This window comes from Macellibacteroides sp. (assembly GCF_050251695.1).
GTDB classification, from domain to species: domain Bacteria; phylum Bacteroidota; class Bacteroidia; order Bacteroidales; family Tannerellaceae; genus Macellibacteroides; species Macellibacteroides fermentans.
In genome coordinates this window covers 9,025-26,540 of sequence record NZ_JBFWMI010000047.1, presented here as the reverse complement: position 1 = coordinate 26,540, position 17,516 = coordinate 9,025, and the positions used below count along the sequence as shown (strand labels likewise).

The window sequence follows — 17,516 nt, the reverse complement described above, 5'->3', positions numbered from 1 at the left end:
TTGGCCTTAAATTCGGCCGTGTAATGTGTTCTTTTCCCCATCTCTAAAATACTCTTTTTTGATTCAAATTAAACCCTTTTTATTCGACTTCACAAGTGGTCCAGGTTTTGGGGAGTATTATAGTATGCTTTCTTGTAAAGGGAAACATACGGAAAAGGATGTGGTTGAAGTGATGAATGAATTGCGAACGATTAAGATAGAGTTGGCAGATACTGCATTTAGAAATGTAAATCAATTGCTTGAAATGAGTTCTTTTGTCGTTTTGGCAAATGATGAGCCGTTGGGTGGTGTAAAACGGATTATTGTTGATGATGAAAGAGTCTTTGTATTAGATGACACGCCTAAAATAGTGTGTTATAATATGAAGGGAGAGATTGAATATCAGATCAATAATAAAGGTGGTGGTCCCAAAGAGTTTTTCAGCCTACTGGACTTTACAATAAATAAAGCATCCAATCAATTAATAGCATATGATAGCGGAAAACGTCAACTTAATATTTATAATTTAAAAGACGGGCAATTTTTATCGTCGCTCTCAACTTCGACGTTTGCTCCCATGGGCATGGCATCTGTTGATGGCGTTTTCTTTTTTGACAACCCTGACCACTTTAATTATCCAGACAATAAAGAGTTGCATTATTCTCTTCTTTATTCTACGATTGGGAATAAAATAGATAATAGATTTTTTGAGCATGATGAAATTTCAAATTATAGTATGAGCTTTGGTGAGGGCCATCCTTTTTTCTATAATAATGGCAGCTTATTATACAATAAAAGGTTTGATACTATGGTTTATCGTCTCGTTCCCAATAAAATAATACCATATTTAAATATTGAATTACCAAATCCTCTACCTGATGAGTTGTTGAAAGATAGGATTCAACCCATAGAGCTGGTTAAAAATGATTATTCCTTTGGTATAACCAATCTTTATAAGTGTGATGATATTTTATATTTCTGGTTTTCGAAAAGCGGTTTTTATCAGACTGTATTTTATGATTTGAAAAAGAATAAAATAATTTATGCTGGAAATAAGGTGTCGAATAATCCGGTAAAAGAGCTTCCTGTATTTTATCCTGTTGTTGGAGTTTATCAGGACTGCTTCTTTTCACTTGTATCTCCAATGACTATTCTGGAAAAGTTGTCAATTGATGCTAGTGTTTTCCCAAAAGAATTACAAGAAATTAGTGAGGATAGTAATCCAGTCTTGATGTTCTATAAAGTGAAGAAGTAGATAGGAGTATTACGAATGGTAATTTTTATTAAATTATTGATTAGAATAGATTGTTTAGTGAATTAATAATTATATTTGGAGTTCAACATGCTTTGTTTATCCAATGAAACTAAAAAATATATGAAACACACTTATCTGGTTTTTGCTTTCTTTCTTTTAGGTACAATGGCTTGTGGCAGCGGCGAAAAGAAATCTGTGGATGACGAAGCTGTACAAACGGTACTTCCCGACGAAAAGAATGTGGTAACGGTAATTAATCTTTTGCCGTCTCAATTTGATCATGAATTGCTTAGTAACGGAAAATTGTCTGCCCGCAGGCAGGTGGAGCTGAAGTTTCAGTCCGCCGAAACCATTGCTGCCGTATATGTAAAGAATGGCGACCGGGTACAAAAGGGGCAAAAGCTGGGTGAATTGGATAAGTTTCGTTTGCACCGGCGGACCGAAGCGGCGAGGGATGCTTTGTCAAGAGCTCGCCTGGAATTGCAGGATGTGCTGATTGGTCAGGGGTATGCCTTGGCCGACTCAGCCAAGGTCCCTGTGGCTACCATGCAGTTGGCCCGCGTTAAAAGTGGCTATGATAAGGCTCGTATTGATTACGATCTTAGTTTGTTTGAAGAGCAGCATGCTGTACTTACTGCTCCGTTTGATGGTATAGTTGCCAATTTATTTACTAGGGCCCTTAATACGGCTTCTCCTCAGGAAGTTTTTTGTACCGTAATAGATAATCAGAGTCTGGAGGCGGATTTTACCGTACTGGAAAGTGAACTGGCTTTAATAAAGTTGGGCGACAGGGTACGTGTTTCTCCTTTTTCTGCTCCGGATGCTGAAGTGGAGGGTCGTATATCCGAGATTAATCCGCTTGTAAACGCCGATGGTATGGTTAAGGTGAAGGCTGCGGTTTCGGGTGGTGGCAAATTGTTTGAGGGGATGAATGTACGTGTGCGTATCCAGCGATTGCTTGGTAAAAAGCTGGTGGTTCCTAAAGAGGCAGTGGTATTGCGTTCGGGGAAACAAGTTGTTTTCACGCTCGAAAAGGGTAAAGCAATGTGGAATTACGTAACTACCGGACTTGAAAATGTGGATAGTTATACGGTGGAAGATGGATTAAAAGAGGGTGACGTGGTGATTGTGAGCGGAAATATAAACCTGGCCCATGAGGCTCCTGTATCTGTACTATGATTAAATTCTTATTACAACGGCCTATCGCGGTGCTGATGGCCTTTACGGCTTGTTTTATCTTGGGCCTGGCTACCTATTTTTCGTTGCCGGTGAGTTTGCTGCCCGATATCGCCATCCCCGAAATAACGGTGCAGGTGGCGGGCGAGAACAGGTCGGCCCGCGAGCTTGAGAATACAATTGTAAAGCCGATCCGGCTACAGCTGATGCAGTTGTCAGGATTGCGTGACATCAAGAGTGAAGCACGCGACGGTTCGGGAATTATTCGTCTGAGCTTCGACTTTGGAACGAATACGGAACTGGCGTTTATTGAAGTGAATGAAAAGATTGACGCGGCGATGAATTATCTTCCGCGCGATGCAGAACGTCCGCGGGTGGTAAAAGCAAGTGCTACGGATATTCCGGTGTTTTGTCTCAACCTGACGCTTCGTTCGGATAAAGGTGGTGAGCAGGATGAGGAGGCATTTCTTAATTTGAGTGAATTTGCCGAAACCGTAATTAAGCGTCGTATCGAACAGCTTCCGGAAGTGGCGATGGTGGATATGACGGGGCAGGTGGGGCGTGAGCTGCAGATTGTTCCGGACCGTGCAATAATGGAGATGGCGGGTATAACTCAGGAGGATATAGAGATGGCGTTGACGGCCAACAATATCGAACCGGGTAGTATGACGGTGCGTGATGGTTATTACGAGTATAATATTAAATTTTCGACACTGCTTCGTACGGAGGATGATGTCAGGAATATATACCTGCGAAAGGGTGGACGGATATTCCAGCTGAAGGACTTGTCTAAGATTTCCATCATTCCGGAGAAGTCGGCAGGCGCCTCTTTGTCGGCCGGAAAGCGGGCTGTAACACTGGCCGTAATAAAGCAGGCCGACGAGAATATGGATAATATGAACGAGGCTTTGCAAGAAACTATGGATTATTTTGCAGGTATTTATCCAGATATTGAATTTAGTATTTCGCGAAATCAGACGGAGTTGCTGGACTATACGATCTCAAACCTGAAACAGAATCTTTCTCTGGGATTTGTATTTATCTGTATTGTAGCTGTACTCTTTTTAGGGGATGTTAAAAGTCCGGCAGTAATTGGCCTGAGTATGGTGGTAAGCTTGGTTATCAGCCTGTTATTTTTCTATCTTTTTAATATGTCGCTCAACATAATCTCGCTTTCGGGCCTGATTCTGGCACTGGGTATGATGATAGACAGTTCGATTGTTGTTACCGAGAATATTGCCCAGTATCGTGCCCGGGGCGAAACGTTGGAGAGAGCATGCGACTTGGGTACAACGGAGGTTATTACACCAATGCTTAGTTCCACACTGACAACCATAGCGGTTTTTGTTCCCCTGGTGTTTATGAGCGGAATTGCCGGAGCTATTTTCTATGATCAGGCTTTTGCTGTTACTGTTGGCTTGATGGTGAGTTATTTTACTGGAATCGGATTATTACCTGTACTATATAAACTGGTTTATATGTATGGGACCCGTGGCTGGCTAGCCAGACAGTGGGGGCACGATTCGGGCAACAACAGGTTAAGGGCATGGTATGATAAGGGTATTGATTTTGTATTCAGACACAAAAGAAGCAATGTATTGGCTTTGGTGCTTACTATACCGTTGTGTGTTTTTTGTTTTTATCAGATTCCTACGAGTCGTATGCCTGAAATAGATCAGAACGAACTTATTATGCGGGTGGAATGGAATGAAAATATTCATTTGGACGAAAATAGAGCAAGGGTTGAAGCTCTTTGTAATCAGGTGGATAGTCTGGGGGCGGAACATACGGCTTATATTGGTAGACAACAATTTTTGCTGAACCGGGATAAGGAGTTATCTGCAACTGAGGCTGAGGTGTATTTCCGTACATCCGATCCGAAAGAGATTGATCCGTTGCAAAATCGTATCTCTAAATGGATTAAACAGAATTATCCTACGGCTGTTGTTGCCTTTTCGCCTCCCGAAACAGTTTTTGAGAAATTGTTTGTAACCGGCGAAGCGGATGTGGTAGCCGAGTTGTATGCCCGTAATAAAGCGCTGGCTCCGAAAGCCGATTCAATCCGGCTGATTGAACAAGGGATTGCGGATGCTACGGGATTGAATCCGTCGGGTGTGGCATTCGACAATCAGCTGAATATTACCATTGATCAGGAAAAATTGCTGTTGTATCAAGTTTCTTATAGTGAAGTTTACAGAGTTTTGAAAACAGCATTCCGAGCCAATCAAGTGGCGATGTTACGTTCATATCAGCAGTATTTACCAATTACGGTTACCGATAAAGAGCGTACTGTGAATGAGGTATTGGAGAATACGCTTGTTTATACGCAACCGAAGGCTGGTAATGGGGCGCCGGCTCCGATTCCTTTACGCGAGTTGGTTACGGTTTCGCATGGGGAGGATCTTAAAGCAATTACTTCGGGGAAGAACGGAGAGTTCGTTCCGTTGAGTTTCTATAAAGTGGATGATGCGGAGGCATTGATGACGGGGGCCCGCGATGAGGTGGCAAGAACGAACAAATGGGATGTGGCTTTTTCGGGCGCTTTCTTTTCCAATGCGAAGATGTTGCGCGAATTGGTGCTGATTTTAATGTTGTCTATTTTGTTGATGTACTTTATTCTGGCTGCTCAGTTTGAGAGTTTCCTGCAGCCGCTGATTGTATTGGCCGAGATTCCTATTGACGTGGCTGCGGCGTTGCTTATCTTGTGGATAACGGGGCATACCCTGAATTTGATGAGTGCGATTGGTATTGTGGTTACTTGCGGGATAATTATTAATGACTCTATCCTTAAAATTGATGCAATGAATGAGCTGCGTAAGGAGGGGGTGCCGTTGTTGGAGGCCATTCACGAGGCGGGGCACCGCAGACTACGACCGATTGTGATGACCAGCTTGACAACCGTTTTCGGAATGGTGCCTTTGTTGTTCTCCTTCGATATGGGGAGTGAGTTGCAGAAGCCGTTGGCTATCGCTATGATATCGGCGATGGTGGTGGGTACAGCGATCAGTTTGCTGGTTATTCCGATGGTTTATTGGTTGATATACAGAAAAAAGGAAATTGTAAAAGCATAAGGGTATGAATAGATATAATTATAAAATAGGAGTGATTGCTGTGCTCTTGCTTTGTCCTTTTCTGGGTAGAGCGCAGATGGAGCTTACATTGGATAAGGCTATTGCGTTGGCTGCGGATAGTTCGCTGGAGGCTTTCAGAATGAAGAATCTGTTTCTTTCGGGTTATTGGGAGTATCGCACATACCAGGCTGGCCGACTGCCAAGTCTTACGCTGGATCTTACACCGGCACAGTATTACAGAGATATTACCCGTAGGTATGATTCGGAGAGTGACCTGGATGTATATCGTAAGCAGCAGTCTTTTTATGCGGGTGGAAGTCTGGAGATGAAACAGAATTTCGACTTGTTTGGAGGTACTTTCTTTTTGGATTCCGACTTGGGGTATATCCGGAATTTTGGTGATAATACCTATAGTCAGTTTACTTCTGTGCCTGTGCGTTTGGGATACAGGCAGAGTTTACTGGGATATAATCCGTTTAAATGGTCGCGCAAGATTGAGCCTCTTAAGTATGAGAAGGTGAAGAAGGAGTTTATTTATAATATGGAGGGGGTAAGCGAACAGGTGACCAACCATTTCTTTGTACTGGCCATGGCTCAGGCGGAATATGATCTGGCAAAAGAGAATGTGGCTAGTACGGATACGTTGTATATTACCGGTAAGAGGCGTCATGAAATTGCTGCAATCAGTCAGGCGGACTTGCTTACGTTACGTCTGGATGCGGTAAATGCGCGCAATACGTTGCAGAATGCCCAGATTGCTTTGCAACGGGCGATGTTCAGTCTGGCTTCTTTTCTTGGTTTTGAGAAGAATACGGAGATACGATTGCGTTTGCCGGGTAAACCTATGCAGGTGAAGGTGTCGGTCGACGAGGCCTTGGTTCTGGCCCGGGAGAATAATCCTTCTTTTCTTTCGCTTCGTCAGCAGGTTCTGGAGGCGGAGCAGGTGTTGGACAAGACGAAAAAAGAGGCGATGTTCAACGCTTCTGTGAGTGCAAGTATTGGTTTTAACCAGGTTTCGGATAAGTTCAACCAGGTGTATCGCGACTTATTGCAACAGGATGTGGTGTCTGTTTCTGTTTCTATTCCTTTGGTGGACTGGGGTGTACGTAAAGGAAAGAAAAACATGGCACAGAATAACCTGAATGTTGTGAAGATCTCTTCCGAACAGGGCTCTCTTTCGTTGGAAGAGGATGTGATTATGACGGTGAGCGACTTTAACACGCAGCAGTCCATGATTGTTAGTGCCGAAGAGGCGCTGGATCTGGCGCAAATGGCTTATGCACAGACACGGCAGCGTTTTATGATCGGAAAGGCTGATATAAATAGTCTTACCTTGTCGCATAACCGCCAGCAGGAGGCGCAGCGTAATTATATTTCGGCTTTGCAGAACTACTGGCTAAGCTATTACAAAATACGGAAGCTTACTTTGCACGACTTTGAGACGGGTGTTTCTTTATCGTCTGAGTTTGATTTTAAACACGGCTTGTAAGAATGAGTAAAGTATCGCCTAAAATATCTTCGTTTACGTTGATCGTTGCTTTCTTGTGCGTGGCTATCGCGGGAATTGCTTTTATTCCGTTGTTGCCCGTCAAGCTGTCTCCATCACGTACATTGCCCAAGTTGGTGGTGTCTTTCCAGATGCCGGGTAATTCGGCCCGTGTAATTGAAATGGAAGTCACCAGTAAACTGGAGGCTATGTTGGCTCGAATAAAAGGAATTAAATCGATTTCATCTACCTCGGGTAACGGATGGGGAAGTATTCAGCTTGATCTGGATAAGCATACGGATGTGGATGTAGCCCGTTTTGAGGCTTCAACCATCGTGCGGCAAAGTTGGTCTCAGTTGCCCGACGGACTTAGTTATCCGGTATTGCAGGTAAGCCGTCCTGACGAAAAAGAGGCCAGGGCGTTTATGAGCTATACCTTGAATGCGGCGGCTACACCTGTTTTTATACAACGTTATGCCGAAGAGCAGATCAAGCCACGTCTGTCTTCTATTAAAGGTATTTACCGTATTGATGTAAAAGGGGCCACTCCCATGGAATGGCGTCTTACGTTTAACAACGATCAGCTTATCTCGCTGGGTATTACGGTGGATAATTTACAGGAGGCGATAAGGCAATACTATAATCAGGAGTTTATAGGAACAGTCAATGTGCAGCTGTCTAAGGGCGAGAAAGAGTGGATACGGCTGGCTTTAGTCTCAGAAGCTCCGGAAAACGGTTTTGATCCTTCGAAGATTAGTGTGAGCACTCCGGATGGGGAGGTGATCAGTCTGGCAAAACTGATCCGTGTTACCCGCCAGGAAGAGATGCCTCAGAGTTATTACCGTATCAATGGGCTGAATTCTATTTACTTATCGATAGTGGCGGACGAGTCTGCCAACCAGTTGCAGCTTGCCAAGCAGGTAAAGGATGAGATCGCCCGGATGGAAGCTGTGTTACCGGCAGGTTATGAGATACACACAAGCTACGATGCCACGGAGTATATTCAGACAGAGCTGGATAAGATTTATGTTCGCAGTGGGTTGACGGTGCTTATTTTGCTATTGTTTGTATTGCTTATTATGCGTAACCTGCGCTATCTGCTGCTTATTGTAGTGAGTCTGACGGTCAACATCCTGATTGCTGTAATCTTATATTATCTTTTAGGTCTGGAAATGCAGCTTTATTCTTTGGCCGGGGTTACTATTTCTCTTAGCCTGATTATTGATAATACAATCGTAATGGCCGATCATATCCGTACGCATCAGAACAGGCTTGCCTTTTTATCGGTGTTGGCCGCTACGCTTACAACCATCGGTTCGCTGGCCATCATTTTTTTCCTGAATGAGGAGATCCGACTGAATCTGCAGGATTTTGCTGCTGTCATTATTGTGAACCTGTTTGTATCGCTGGCCATAGCGTTGTTCTTTGTACCTTCTTTGATGGATAAAATGGGCTTAAACAAGAGTAATGCGAGACGTAATGCTCGTTTCGCTTTTATCCAAAAATGGAAATTAAAGGGAAGTTTATTGTTCAGAAAATATTACGGAGCGCAGATACGCTTCATGTGTCGCTGGAGAGTGGTTGTTTGTTTGTTGTTGATTCTTGCTTTTGGTCTGCCGGTGTTCTTGTTACCCGAAAAGATTGAACCTAAAGATGATTTACCGCTTAAAGGATGGCAAAATAAGTATAACGAAGTTGTGACAAGCTCATTTTATAAAGAATCGGTAAAGCCCATAGTGGAAAAGGTGTTGGGTGGAACATTGAGGTTGTTTGTAGACAAGGTTTATGAAGGAAGCTATTTTACCCGTAGTGAAGAGACTGTGTTGAGTGTTTCTGCTTCTATGCCCAACGGTACCACATTGGCCCAGATGAATAATCTGATGCAACGGATGGAGGCTTATCTGAGTACGTTTACCGAAATTAAACAATTTCAGACGAACGTTTATAGTGCCCGCCAGGCCGGAATCTCTATCTATTTTACAAAAGAGAGCGAACAAAGTGGCTTTCCTTATACCTTGAAGAGTAAAATAATAAGCAAAGCGCTTGAATTGGGTGGAGGCAGCTGGGGTGTTTGGGGATTGCAGGACCAGGGATTTAGCAACGATGTAAGGGAAAATGCCGGGTCGTACAGAATTGAGATGTTGGGATATAATTACGATGAGTTGTATAATTATGCCGAAGCGTTGAAAGACACGTTGCTTACTTACCGCCGTATTAAGGAGGTATTGATAAATGCGCGTTTTTCGTGGTGGAAAGATGATTATAAAGAGTTTTATTTTAACCTGAACAAGGCGCGTATGGCAGAAGAGAATATAATGCCGATGCAACTTTTCCAGATAATGCGTCCTGTTTTTACAAAGGATGAATTTACAGGCAGTGTCTTAGTGGACGGAAGCAAAGAGAATCTGAAATTATCTTCCACTCAGTCGGCTTCATACGATGTATGGGCATTGCAGCACAATGCATTGGAAGCGTCCGACCGAAGTTACAAGATGTCTGATCTGGCGGCAGTCGAAAAAGGCCAGATGCCGCAAGAGGTGGCTAAGGTGGATCAGCAATACCGGTTATGTCTTCAGTATGAATATATCGGGGCGAGCAATCAGGGAAATAAGATACAGGAAAGGGTGCTGAAAGCTTTTAATAAAACCTTACCCATGGGGTACTCGGCCAAATCCGATAATCAGATGTGGACTTGGGGTGAAAAAGACAAAAAGCAATATTTGTTGTTGGCTCTAATTATTGTGATCATCTTTTTTACAACCAGCGTGTTGTTTAATTCACTCAGGTTACCGTTGGCTGTGATTTTTGTAATTCCTATTTCATACATCGGAGTGTTTCTTACCTTTTACTTGTTTAAGCTCAATTTCGATCAGGGAGGTTTTGCCTCTTTCGTCTTGCTTTGCGGTATAACGGTAAATGCCAGTATTTATATCCTGAATGAATTTGATTCGATACGGAAGGATTCTCCTGCTATGCCACCGGTTAAAGCCTATCTGAGAGCTTGGAATCTAAAGATTATTCCTATCTTTCTGACGGTGGTTTCCACTATTTTAGGTTTTATTCCTTTTCTGGTTGGTACGGGAAAAGAGGGATTCTGGTTTCCGTTGGCTGCCGGAACCATTGGTGGACTGGTGATGTCTATTGCTGGAATTTTCTTTTATCTGCCGGTTTTTACCCTGAGCAGGAAGAAATTATAAGGGGCTTTAACAACGTATTGTTGGTTTCGTTTGTTATGCCTATATTTGAAGATTGACAAAACAAACAGAAATATGGAACCTATCACTCATCTGCAGGATAAAAAACGTTTCGAAATAACCGAAGACGGCTATACGGCCTATGTTGCTTACGAGCTATTTGAAGGAGGTATTGATATAACACATACATTGGTACCCAAGCCTTTGGAAGGAAGAGGACTCGCATCTGCTTTAGTGAAGCACGTGCTTGAATATGCCGGTGTTCAGGCTTTAAAAGTGCGTCCCACCTGCCCGTTTGTAAAGGTGTATGTGGAAAGACATCCCCAATACCGTTACCTGATTTTTGAATCCTAATTCTTAATTTAAAACAAGTCAGGGAATCTGAATTCCCGTTATTATATGGATAGTTGGAAAAAAAAGTTTGCCGTTATCTGGAGCGGCCAGTTGTTTTCCATTCTTAGCAGTGCCATTGTTCAGTTTGCCATTGTGTTATGGTTAAGCTTTGAAACAAAATCGGCGGAAGTATTATCTTTTGCCATGATTGCTGCTTTGTTACCTCAAACATTGATAGGCCCTTTCGTAGGGGTGTTTGTGGATCGATGGAGCCGGAAGCGTACCATGATATTAGCCGACACCTTTGTGGCTTTTTGTTCGGCTGTGCTGGCATTGCTCTTTTATTTGGATTGTGTGGAGATATGGCATATCTATGTATTGCTGGCCTTTCGATCGGTCGGCAGTGCTTTTCATAATCCGGCCATGGAGGCCTCTGTTCCGTTGCTGGCTCCAGAATCGGAGTTGCTTCGTGTTTCCGGCATTAATCAGGTAATATATTCTATCTGCAACATAGCCGGTCCCGCTTTGGGGGCTGTGTTTATGACGTCGTTCGACATGACGTATGTTCTTATGTTTGATGTTGCCGGTGCATTGATTGCCTGTACCTCGTTGTTGTTTGTGGTAATTCCTAATCCGGAAAAGAAAGCGGAAGACGAAGATCGTCACGTGTTGCGTGAAATGAAAGAGGGTTTCAATGTGGTATATAGACAACCGGGATTGAAATGGATGATGATGCTTTCTATTATTGTAACTTTCTTTCTGATGCCGGTGGCAACCTTGTTTCCATTGATGACGCTGAATCATTTTAACGGCAATGCTTTTGAAATGAGTCTGGTTGAGGTAATTTGGGGTGTAGGAATGCTTTTGGGTGGAGGTATTCTGAGTGTTTGGAAATTTAAAGGACGGAAAACAATCTTGATTAATGCTTCGTATGTTGTGTTGGGGCTCACGTTTCTGTTTTCTGGAGTGTTACCCCATTCAGGGTTTATTTATTTTGTTATCCTTACCGCCATTGCCGGAGTTTCAGCTCCTTTTTTTCACGGACCGTTTACCTCATTGTTGCAAATTTATATTCATTCGTCTTATCTGGGACGGGTGTTTTCACTGTTAGGTAGTGCTAGTATGTTACCCTCCATGATAGGTTTGGCAGCAACTGGTTATATTGCAGATACTATTGGCGTTGCAAATTCGTTTATAATATCGGGTGCAGTTATCACGCTGGTAGGATTATATTCATTTTTTGTAAAACCGATCCGTTTGCTTGAAGAAGGTACCCGGAATTTGTAAGTTTCTTTAAATTATTATTCAAATGAAAGAACGTATTGCAAAAGTGTTTGAACAAGTGGGCCTTGCTGTCCGCTCCAATCCGGTGGAGCTTATAATCTGCCTCTTTGGTTTTATTATTTGCTGTCTGACTTACGAAAAGGTAATTACGGGGTGGGAGGGACTTCCATACTACCTGCCTGTATTTTTTCTTATCTCCTACACTTTGAACCAGCTTAGTTCCTACAAGTTTGTCAGCTGGATCTATGGTATGTCAGGACTTTTGGTTTTGCCGCTTGTATGGAGTAGTGAACCCCGCGAACCGTGGTTTTATCTAATTTCTTTAGGGGCGGCTTTTGGTATTTACTTTATCAGCAGTGGTCAGCGTGAGAACAGGCCTTTCGTTGAAAGTGTATTGAGGTTTTTGCGTTCGTCTGCTTTTGCGGCGCTGCTTTCATTGGTTAGTTGGATTCTTATTTATTCTGTATACCTTTCCATCCAGTATATTTTTGAAATTTGGAAGGACAGCAACAACCGGATGGAATTTTATCTGCTGCACTTTGTCTACTTGTTGCTGTTTCCTTTGTTTTTCCTTTATTTTCATCAGGACAAGCGAGATTTATTTACGAACAACAAAGTGACCGATCTGTTGTTTAATTATGTTTTGTCGCCTGTATTGTTGGTGTATACAGCTATCCTCTATATCTATTTTGTGAAGATAGTAGTTCTTTGGTCGCTGCCAAAGGGGGGAGTGGCTCTCATAGTAATTTTCTTTTCTATCGCTTTATTTGTGTTGAAAGGATGTATTCCTTTCGTGCGTAAAAGCTATTATGCATGGTTTTACAACCGTGCAAGTTGGATTGTATTACCGGCCCTGGTTATGTTTTGGATAGGTACTGTATATCGTATTTCGCAATATGGTTTTACCGAAGACAGGGTATATCTTGTGGTGACAGGGGTGGTTATCTCATTCACAGCTTTGTTGTTTTTTACGCAGAAATGGGGGCGATACCTGTATGTGGTAACTTTAATAGTCGTTTTATTTAGCACCTTTACCTATATACCGGGAATTACTGCTAAAGATATTGAAGTATTTTCGCAGAAAGATCGTGTTCAGAATGAAGTTCCTGAAGTAAAATTACCGGATAATGTATTTTTGAAATGGGATGAAACGCTTCCAACAGATAGTTTCCGTACGGTGGATATTGTAAATACCGTGCATATGGATTATCCAAAAGACTACGAAATTGACTCAACCCGGGTAAATTTAAATTTCGATTTAGATTCCATTTCACTTTTTGATAAAGACAAGATGTTGTTGTTTAGTATGCCAACGCGGGATTTTCTTAATAAGCAACTGATGAAGTGCGGTCTTACTCATAATGACACGATAGATGCAAAGGTTGGGAAAGGGTTGCTTAAAGTTGAACTGGATTCGATGGTTATGATACTTGATAACATGGTGCTAAGCCGGGATTCTCTGTATCGGATTGAGAATATAGAAGGTGGCTTATTGTTGAAGAAATAAGGATGAGGCAGATATAAAAATATACCCCGAAAGTTTTAGATATCTTTCGGGGTATGTTTTTTATTGCAGCAACTGCATTAACTTATCAAGTTTCGGAGCCATGATAATTTCAGTACGGCGGTTTTTGGAGCGACCATCGGCAGTTTCGTTGGAGGCAACCGGCATAAATTCGCCACGACCGGATGGCTGAATCTGAAGCGAGCTTACACCGTAGTCTTTAGTCAGAATACGTACCACCGAGGTGGCGCGGATCACACTTAGATCCCAGTTGTCTTTAAACTGAACTGTATTGATGGGCTTGTTGTCGGTATGCCCTTCAATAAATACATCAATGTCGTTTTGTTTATTCAGGACATCGGCTAACTTGGCCAACGCCTCTTTACCACGTTTATCGACTTTGGCGCTTCCCGATTCAAACAAAAGTTTGTCCGACATGGCTACATATACTTTGCCATTCTTTTGTGTTACACTCAGTTCGTCGCTGCTAAAGCCAAGTAAAGCATCTTGTACGCTGCCTAAGAGTGCCTTAACTTTGTTGTTTTGCGCATTTATCATATCCTGCAGTTCATTGATAGTCTTCTCCCGATCGCCCAGTTCATTCATTTTCTGCTGCAAAAGACTGTTCAACTTTTCCTGTTCGGAAAGATTGGTATTCAGCATGGTCTGATAGTTGCGTACGGTTCTGCCTAATTCTGTTGTGTCTCGTAGCAGATCTGCAATACGGGCCGTCTGGCGATCTGCTTCATCCTTGCAGTTTACTAATTCTTCTTTTAATGCGTCACCACGTCCTACGGCTTCCAACCTTCCGTTTTCGGCAATCATATACTTCTTTTTTGTAACACACGAAGTGCAGACTAACAGCGCACAAGCTGCCACATAAACGATATTCTTCATTGTAGATTCAATTTAGTTTACGCAAAAATAGTAATTTATTCGTTCCTAATTTTATAAATCCTCCAGGAATAGCCATAGATAGGATATTTTTGGTTACGTTTGCATACAGTTCCAATTTGTATTCTATGGGAAAAGTACTGATTATTGATGATGAAAAACAGTTGCTGCGCTTACTTTCGCGTATGATTGGGTTAGAAGGCTATACTGTTTATGAAGCCGAATCTTGTAAAGCTGGTTTAAAGTTATTGGCTTTGCATAAACCGGAAGTGGTTTTATGTGATGTCCGTTTGCCCGATGGAAGTGGAGTTGAACTTGTGAAAGATATCAAAAAGCTATATCCTTGTACCGAAGTTGTATTGCTCACTGCTTATGGAAATATAAGCGATGGTGTTTTGGCGATAAAGAACGGTGCATTCGATTATATAACTAAGGGAGATGATAACCCTAAAATAATTCCTTTGATTGCGAAAGCAATGGAAAGTGCAGTCCGCTTATATAATGAAAAAAACTGCCAGCTTACAGATGATGGCAAACATTATACATTTGAAGGTATTGTAGGTAATTCTCCTGCTATTCAGGATGCTATCTCGTTGGCTAAAAAGGTGTCGCAGACGGATGTGCCTGTATTACTTACCGGTGAAACGGGCACAGGTAAAGAGGTGTTTGCTCAGTCCATCCACCAAAACAGTAAACGAGGAAGACAGCCGTTTTTGGCAATCAACTGTTCTGCTTTTAGTAGGGAGCTGCTTGAAAGTGAAATGTTTGGATTTAAGGCAGGTGCATTTACCGGAGCAGCAAAGGACAAACAGGGCATTTTTGAGGCATCGGACCGTGGTACAATCTTCCTGGACGAGATTGGTGAAATGCCAATTGATTTGCAAGCAAAATTATTACGTGTTTTAGAGTGCGGTGAATTTATTAAGATTGGAGAATCGGTTCCCTCCAAGGTAAATGTTCGGATTATTGCAGCTACTAACCGGGATTTAAAAAAAGAGATTGCCGCAGGTAATTTTAGAGAAGACCTATTTTACAGACTTTCTGTATTTCAAATTCATTTACCATCTTTAAGAGAACGAACAGAAGATATTGAATTGTATGTACACTCTTTTGTTACTATTTTATCTGCCAAAATGGGAAAAGAGATTCCGTCTATCGCCCCCGGATTTATTAAGGTACTCAAGAAGCAACCCTGGAAGGGGAACGTGCGTGAGCTGAGAAATGTTATTGAAAGAAGCTTGATTCTCACAGATGGAGAGCTTCTTACCGAAGAAGTGCTTCCTCCCGGAATGTTACATCCGGAAGATATGGAGGCTTATTGTGGTTTCGATTTGAGCGGGGTCGAGAAAACGCATATAAGGAAGGTCCTTCAATATACGCACGGAAATAAAACAGAAACGTCTCGTTTGTTAGGTATTGGGCTGACTACGCTATATAGGAAAATAGAAGAATACGGATTGTAATTTTAAGTTCTGGTACGTCATTATAAAAAGCAACCCTTCCATTTTGGAAGGGTTGCTTTTTATATAATATAGCTGTATTATATATATTAATTTGTTTATCAGTGTTTTAAATGCATATTTGATTTTTTGGCACGTATTTGGATTATATGTCTGTGAAATAAAAAAACAGAGTGTATATAATTAAAGACGGAAAGATGTATGTATAGTGTATTATTGATTTTATGTATGGGAATTGCAGTGTATTTAATGTATGTGTTAATTAATCCGGAAAAGTTTTAGGACTAATAAATATAAATACTCATGAATAGAGAATTGATGACCGGATTAATCCCGCTTTTTGCCGTTATTATTGCAAGCTATCCCTTAGGAAGACATTTGGCCAATGTTTACAAGGGAGAGAAAAATTGGATGAGCTTTATGAGTCCGATCGAACGTTTCATTTACAAATTGGCTGGCATTGACCCAAAGGAAGAGATGACATGGAAGCATTTTTTGCGTTCATTGCTTATCTGTAACCTATTCTGGTTTTTCTGGGGAATTTTACTGCTACTTATTCAGGGAATACTTCCCCTTAATCCCGATGGTAATTCCGGTCAGTCGTTGCATCTGGCATTGAATACCTGTGTTAGCTTTCTTGTCAATGCAAACTTACAACATTATAGTGGAGAATCGGGAGTTACGTACTTCTCTCAGCTTTTCGTAATTATGTTGTTTCAATTCCTGGCTGCAGCAACCGGTATGGCTGCAATGGCAGGAATAATGAAAGCAATGCTGACCAAATGTGGTAAAACAATCGGAAATTTCTGGGTTTATTTAGTTTCAAGTATTACCAGGGTATTATTGCCGCTTGCATTGATTATGGCTTGTTTCCTGATTCTGGATGGAGTACCGATGACATTTGAAGGGAAAAAGGAGGTAACTACCTTGGAAGGAAATAAGCAGTATATATCTCAAGGGCCTGTTGCAGCCATAGTTGCGATAAAACAACTCGGAACAAATGGAGGTGGCTTTTACGGTGCAAATGCAGCACACCCTCTTGAGAATCCTACATTTCTTAGCAATACAGTAAGCTGTATGTCTATGTTGCTACTTCCCATGTCGTTTGTATTTGCTTTGGGGTTTTATTTAAAGAAAAAGAAGTTTGCTTTTAGTGTTTTTACTGTAATGTTGGTTGCTCTGATTATTGGTATCGCTGTAACTGTATCAACCGAACGTTTGGGTAATCCTAACATCAGCTTCATGGGAATTGATCAGTCGGGAGGAGCGATGGAGGGTAAAGAGTCGCGCTTCGGAGCTTCTGCAACCGCACAATGGAGTGCGATAACGACAGCTACTTCTAATGGATCTGTCAACGGAATGCATGATAGTATGATGCCGCTTAGTGGATTGGTAACATTGCTTAATATGCAAGTGAACAGCTGGTTCGGAGGCGTTGGTGTAGGTTTTATGAACTATTATGTATTTATTATTATTGCGGTGTTTATTAGTGGTTTAATGGTGGGACGCACTCCCGAATTCCTGGGTAAGAAAATAGAAGCGAAAGAGATGAAAATAGCAATTATGCTCGCACTTCTTCATCCGTTCCTTATTCTTACAAGTGTAGCTGTTACTTCATGGATGATTGTCAGAAATCCCGAACTATCAGCGCAATGGCTTGCCAATCCTTCGTTTCATGGTTTTACAGAAATACTGTACGAATATACCTCAAGCGCAGCCAACAACGGATCAGGCTTTGAAGGTCTTAAAGATTCATCCATTTATTGGAACATCAGTTGTGCGATTGTGCTAGCTGCAAGCCGGTTTCTTTCTATAGGCGGACAGATTGCAATTGCAGGATTATTGGCTGGAAAGCAGTTTATTCCTGAAAGTGTGGGTAC

Annotated in this window: 12 protein-coding genes; 11 read left to right on the top strand and 1 reads right to left on the bottom strand. The window is 42.0% G+C overall.

What is annotated here, in order from left to right:
• Nucleotides 1–58: 58 nt before the first annotated feature.
• From AB7E53_RS08670 to AB7E53_RS08635, 8 genes are all read left to right on the top strand, one after another.
• Complete coding sequence (locus tag AB7E53_RS08670) at nt 59–1,234, top strand: 6-bladed beta-propeller (RefSeq protein WP_446775206.1); 1,176 nt, start codon at nt 59–61, stop codon at nt 1,232–1,234.
• A 120-nt stretch (nt 1,235–1,354) separates the two neighbouring features.
• Nucleotides 1,355–2,413, top strand: a complete 1,059-nt coding sequence (locus tag AB7E53_RS08665) for an efflux RND transporter periplasmic adaptor subunit (protein WP_371689176.1) — start codon at nt 1,355–1,357, stop codon at nt 2,411–2,413.
• Nucleotides 2,410–5,481, top strand: a complete 3,072-nt coding sequence (locus tag AB7E53_RS08660; protein WP_446775204.1) for an efflux RND transporter permease subunit — start codon at nt 2,410–2,412, stop codon at nt 5,479–5,481. Before AB7E53_RS08665 ends, AB7E53_RS08660 begins: the two co-directional genes overlap by 4 nt.
• A 76-nt stretch (nt 5,482–5,557) precedes the next feature.
• Nucleotides 5,558–6,970: a TolC family protein gene (locus AB7E53_RS08655; RefSeq protein ID WP_421467827.1), complete on the top strand. Its 1,413-nt coding sequence runs from the start codon at nt 5,558–5,560 to the stop codon at nt 6,968–6,970.
• Nucleotides 6,971–6,972: 2 nt separating this feature from the next.
• A complete protein-coding gene (locus AB7E53_RS08650) occupies nt 6,973–10,164 on the top strand; it encodes an efflux RND transporter permease subunit (protein ID WP_446775202.1) in 3,192 nt (1,063 codons plus the stop codon).
• A 72-nt stretch (nt 10,165–10,236) separates the two neighbouring features.
• Nucleotides 10,237–10,515, top strand: a complete 279-nt coding sequence (locus AB7E53_RS08645) for a GNAT family N-acetyltransferase (RefSeq protein WP_179398693.1) — start codon at nt 10,237–10,239, stop codon at nt 10,513–10,515.
• 45 nt (nt 10,516–10,560) lie between these two features.
• Entirely contained in the window at nt 10,561–11,781 is a 1,221-nt protein-coding gene (locus tag AB7E53_RS08640; protein ID WP_350457183.1) for an MFS transporter, read from the top strand.
• Between the two features lie 22 nt (nt 11,782–11,803).
• The gene (locus AB7E53_RS08635) at nt 11,804–13,285 is read left to right on the top strand and encodes a DUF4153 domain-containing protein (protein WP_446775200.1); all 1,482 of its coding nucleotides are present in this window, start codon (nt 11,804–11,806) and stop codon (nt 13,283–13,285) included.
• A gap of 60 nt (nt 13,286–13,345) precedes the next feature.
• On the opposite strand, the gene AB7E53_RS08630 is transcribed toward AB7E53_RS08635, so the two are convergent.
• The gene (locus AB7E53_RS08630; RefSeq protein WP_079684090.1) at nt 13,346–14,179 is read right to left on the bottom strand and encodes an OmpA/MotB family protein; all 834 of its coding nucleotides are present in this window, start codon (nt 14,177–14,179) and stop codon (nt 13,346–13,348) included.
• A 125-nt stretch (nt 14,180–14,304) separates the two neighbouring features.
• On the opposite strand from AB7E53_RS08630, the gene AB7E53_RS08625 reads away from it, so the two are divergent.
• The 3 genes from AB7E53_RS08625 to kdpA form a co-directional block, all read left to right on the top strand.
• Entirely contained in the window at nt 14,305–15,639 is a 1,335-nt protein-coding gene (locus AB7E53_RS08625) for a sigma-54-dependent transcriptional regulator (RefSeq protein ID WP_446775198.1), read from the top strand.
• A gap of 198 nt (nt 15,640–15,837) precedes the next feature.
• The gene (kdpF, locus tag AB7E53_RS08620) at nt 15,838–15,918 is read left to right on the top strand and encodes a K(+)-transporting ATPase subunit F (RefSeq protein ID WP_446775208.1); all 81 of its coding nucleotides are present in this window, start codon (nt 15,838–15,840) and stop codon (nt 15,916–15,918) included.
• Nucleotides 15,919–15,939: 21 nt separating this feature from the next.
• Nucleotides 15,940–17,516: potassium-transporting ATPase subunit KdpA (kdpA, locus tag AB7E53_RS08615; RefSeq protein WP_446775196.1), on the top strand; the 1,577-nt coding region annotated here is incomplete at its 3' end.

Coding starts and splice junctions, on each gene's coding strand:
- AB7E53_RS08665 (WP_371689176.1), top strand. CDS start 1,355: ATGAAACACACTTATCTGGTTTTTGCTTTCTTTCTTTTAGGTACAATG.
- AB7E53_RS08660 (WP_446775204.1), top strand. CDS start 2,410: ATGATTAAATTCTTATTACAACGGCCTATCGCGGTGCTGATGGCCTTT.
- AB7E53_RS08655 (WP_421467827.1), top strand. CDS start 5,558: ATGGAGCTTACATTGGATAAGGCTATTGCGTTGGCTGCGGATAGTTCG.
- AB7E53_RS08650 (WP_446775202.1), top strand. CDS start 6,973: ATGAGTAAAGTATCGCCTAAAATATCTTCGTTTACGTTGATCGTTGCT.
- AB7E53_RS08645 (WP_179398693.1), top strand. CDS start 10,237: ATGGAACCTATCACTCATCTGCAGGATAAAAAACGTTTCGAAATAACC.
- AB7E53_RS08640 (WP_350457183.1), top strand. CDS start 10,561: ATGGATAGTTGGAAAAAAAAGTTTGCCGTTATCTGGAGCGGCCAGTTG.
- AB7E53_RS08635 (WP_446775200.1), top strand. CDS start 11,804: ATGAAAGAACGTATTGCAAAAGTGTTTGAACAAGTGGGCCTTGCTGTC.
- AB7E53_RS08630 (WP_079684090.1), bottom strand. CDS start 14,179: ATGAAGAATATCGTTTATGTGGCAGCTTGTGCGCTGTTAGTCTGCACT.
- AB7E53_RS08625 (WP_446775198.1), top strand. CDS start 14,305: ATGGGAAAAGTACTGATTATTGATGATGAAAAACAGTTGCTGCGCTTA.
- kdpF (WP_446775208.1), top strand. CDS start 15,838: ATGTATAGTGTATTATTGATTTTATGTATGGGAATTGCAGTGTATTTA.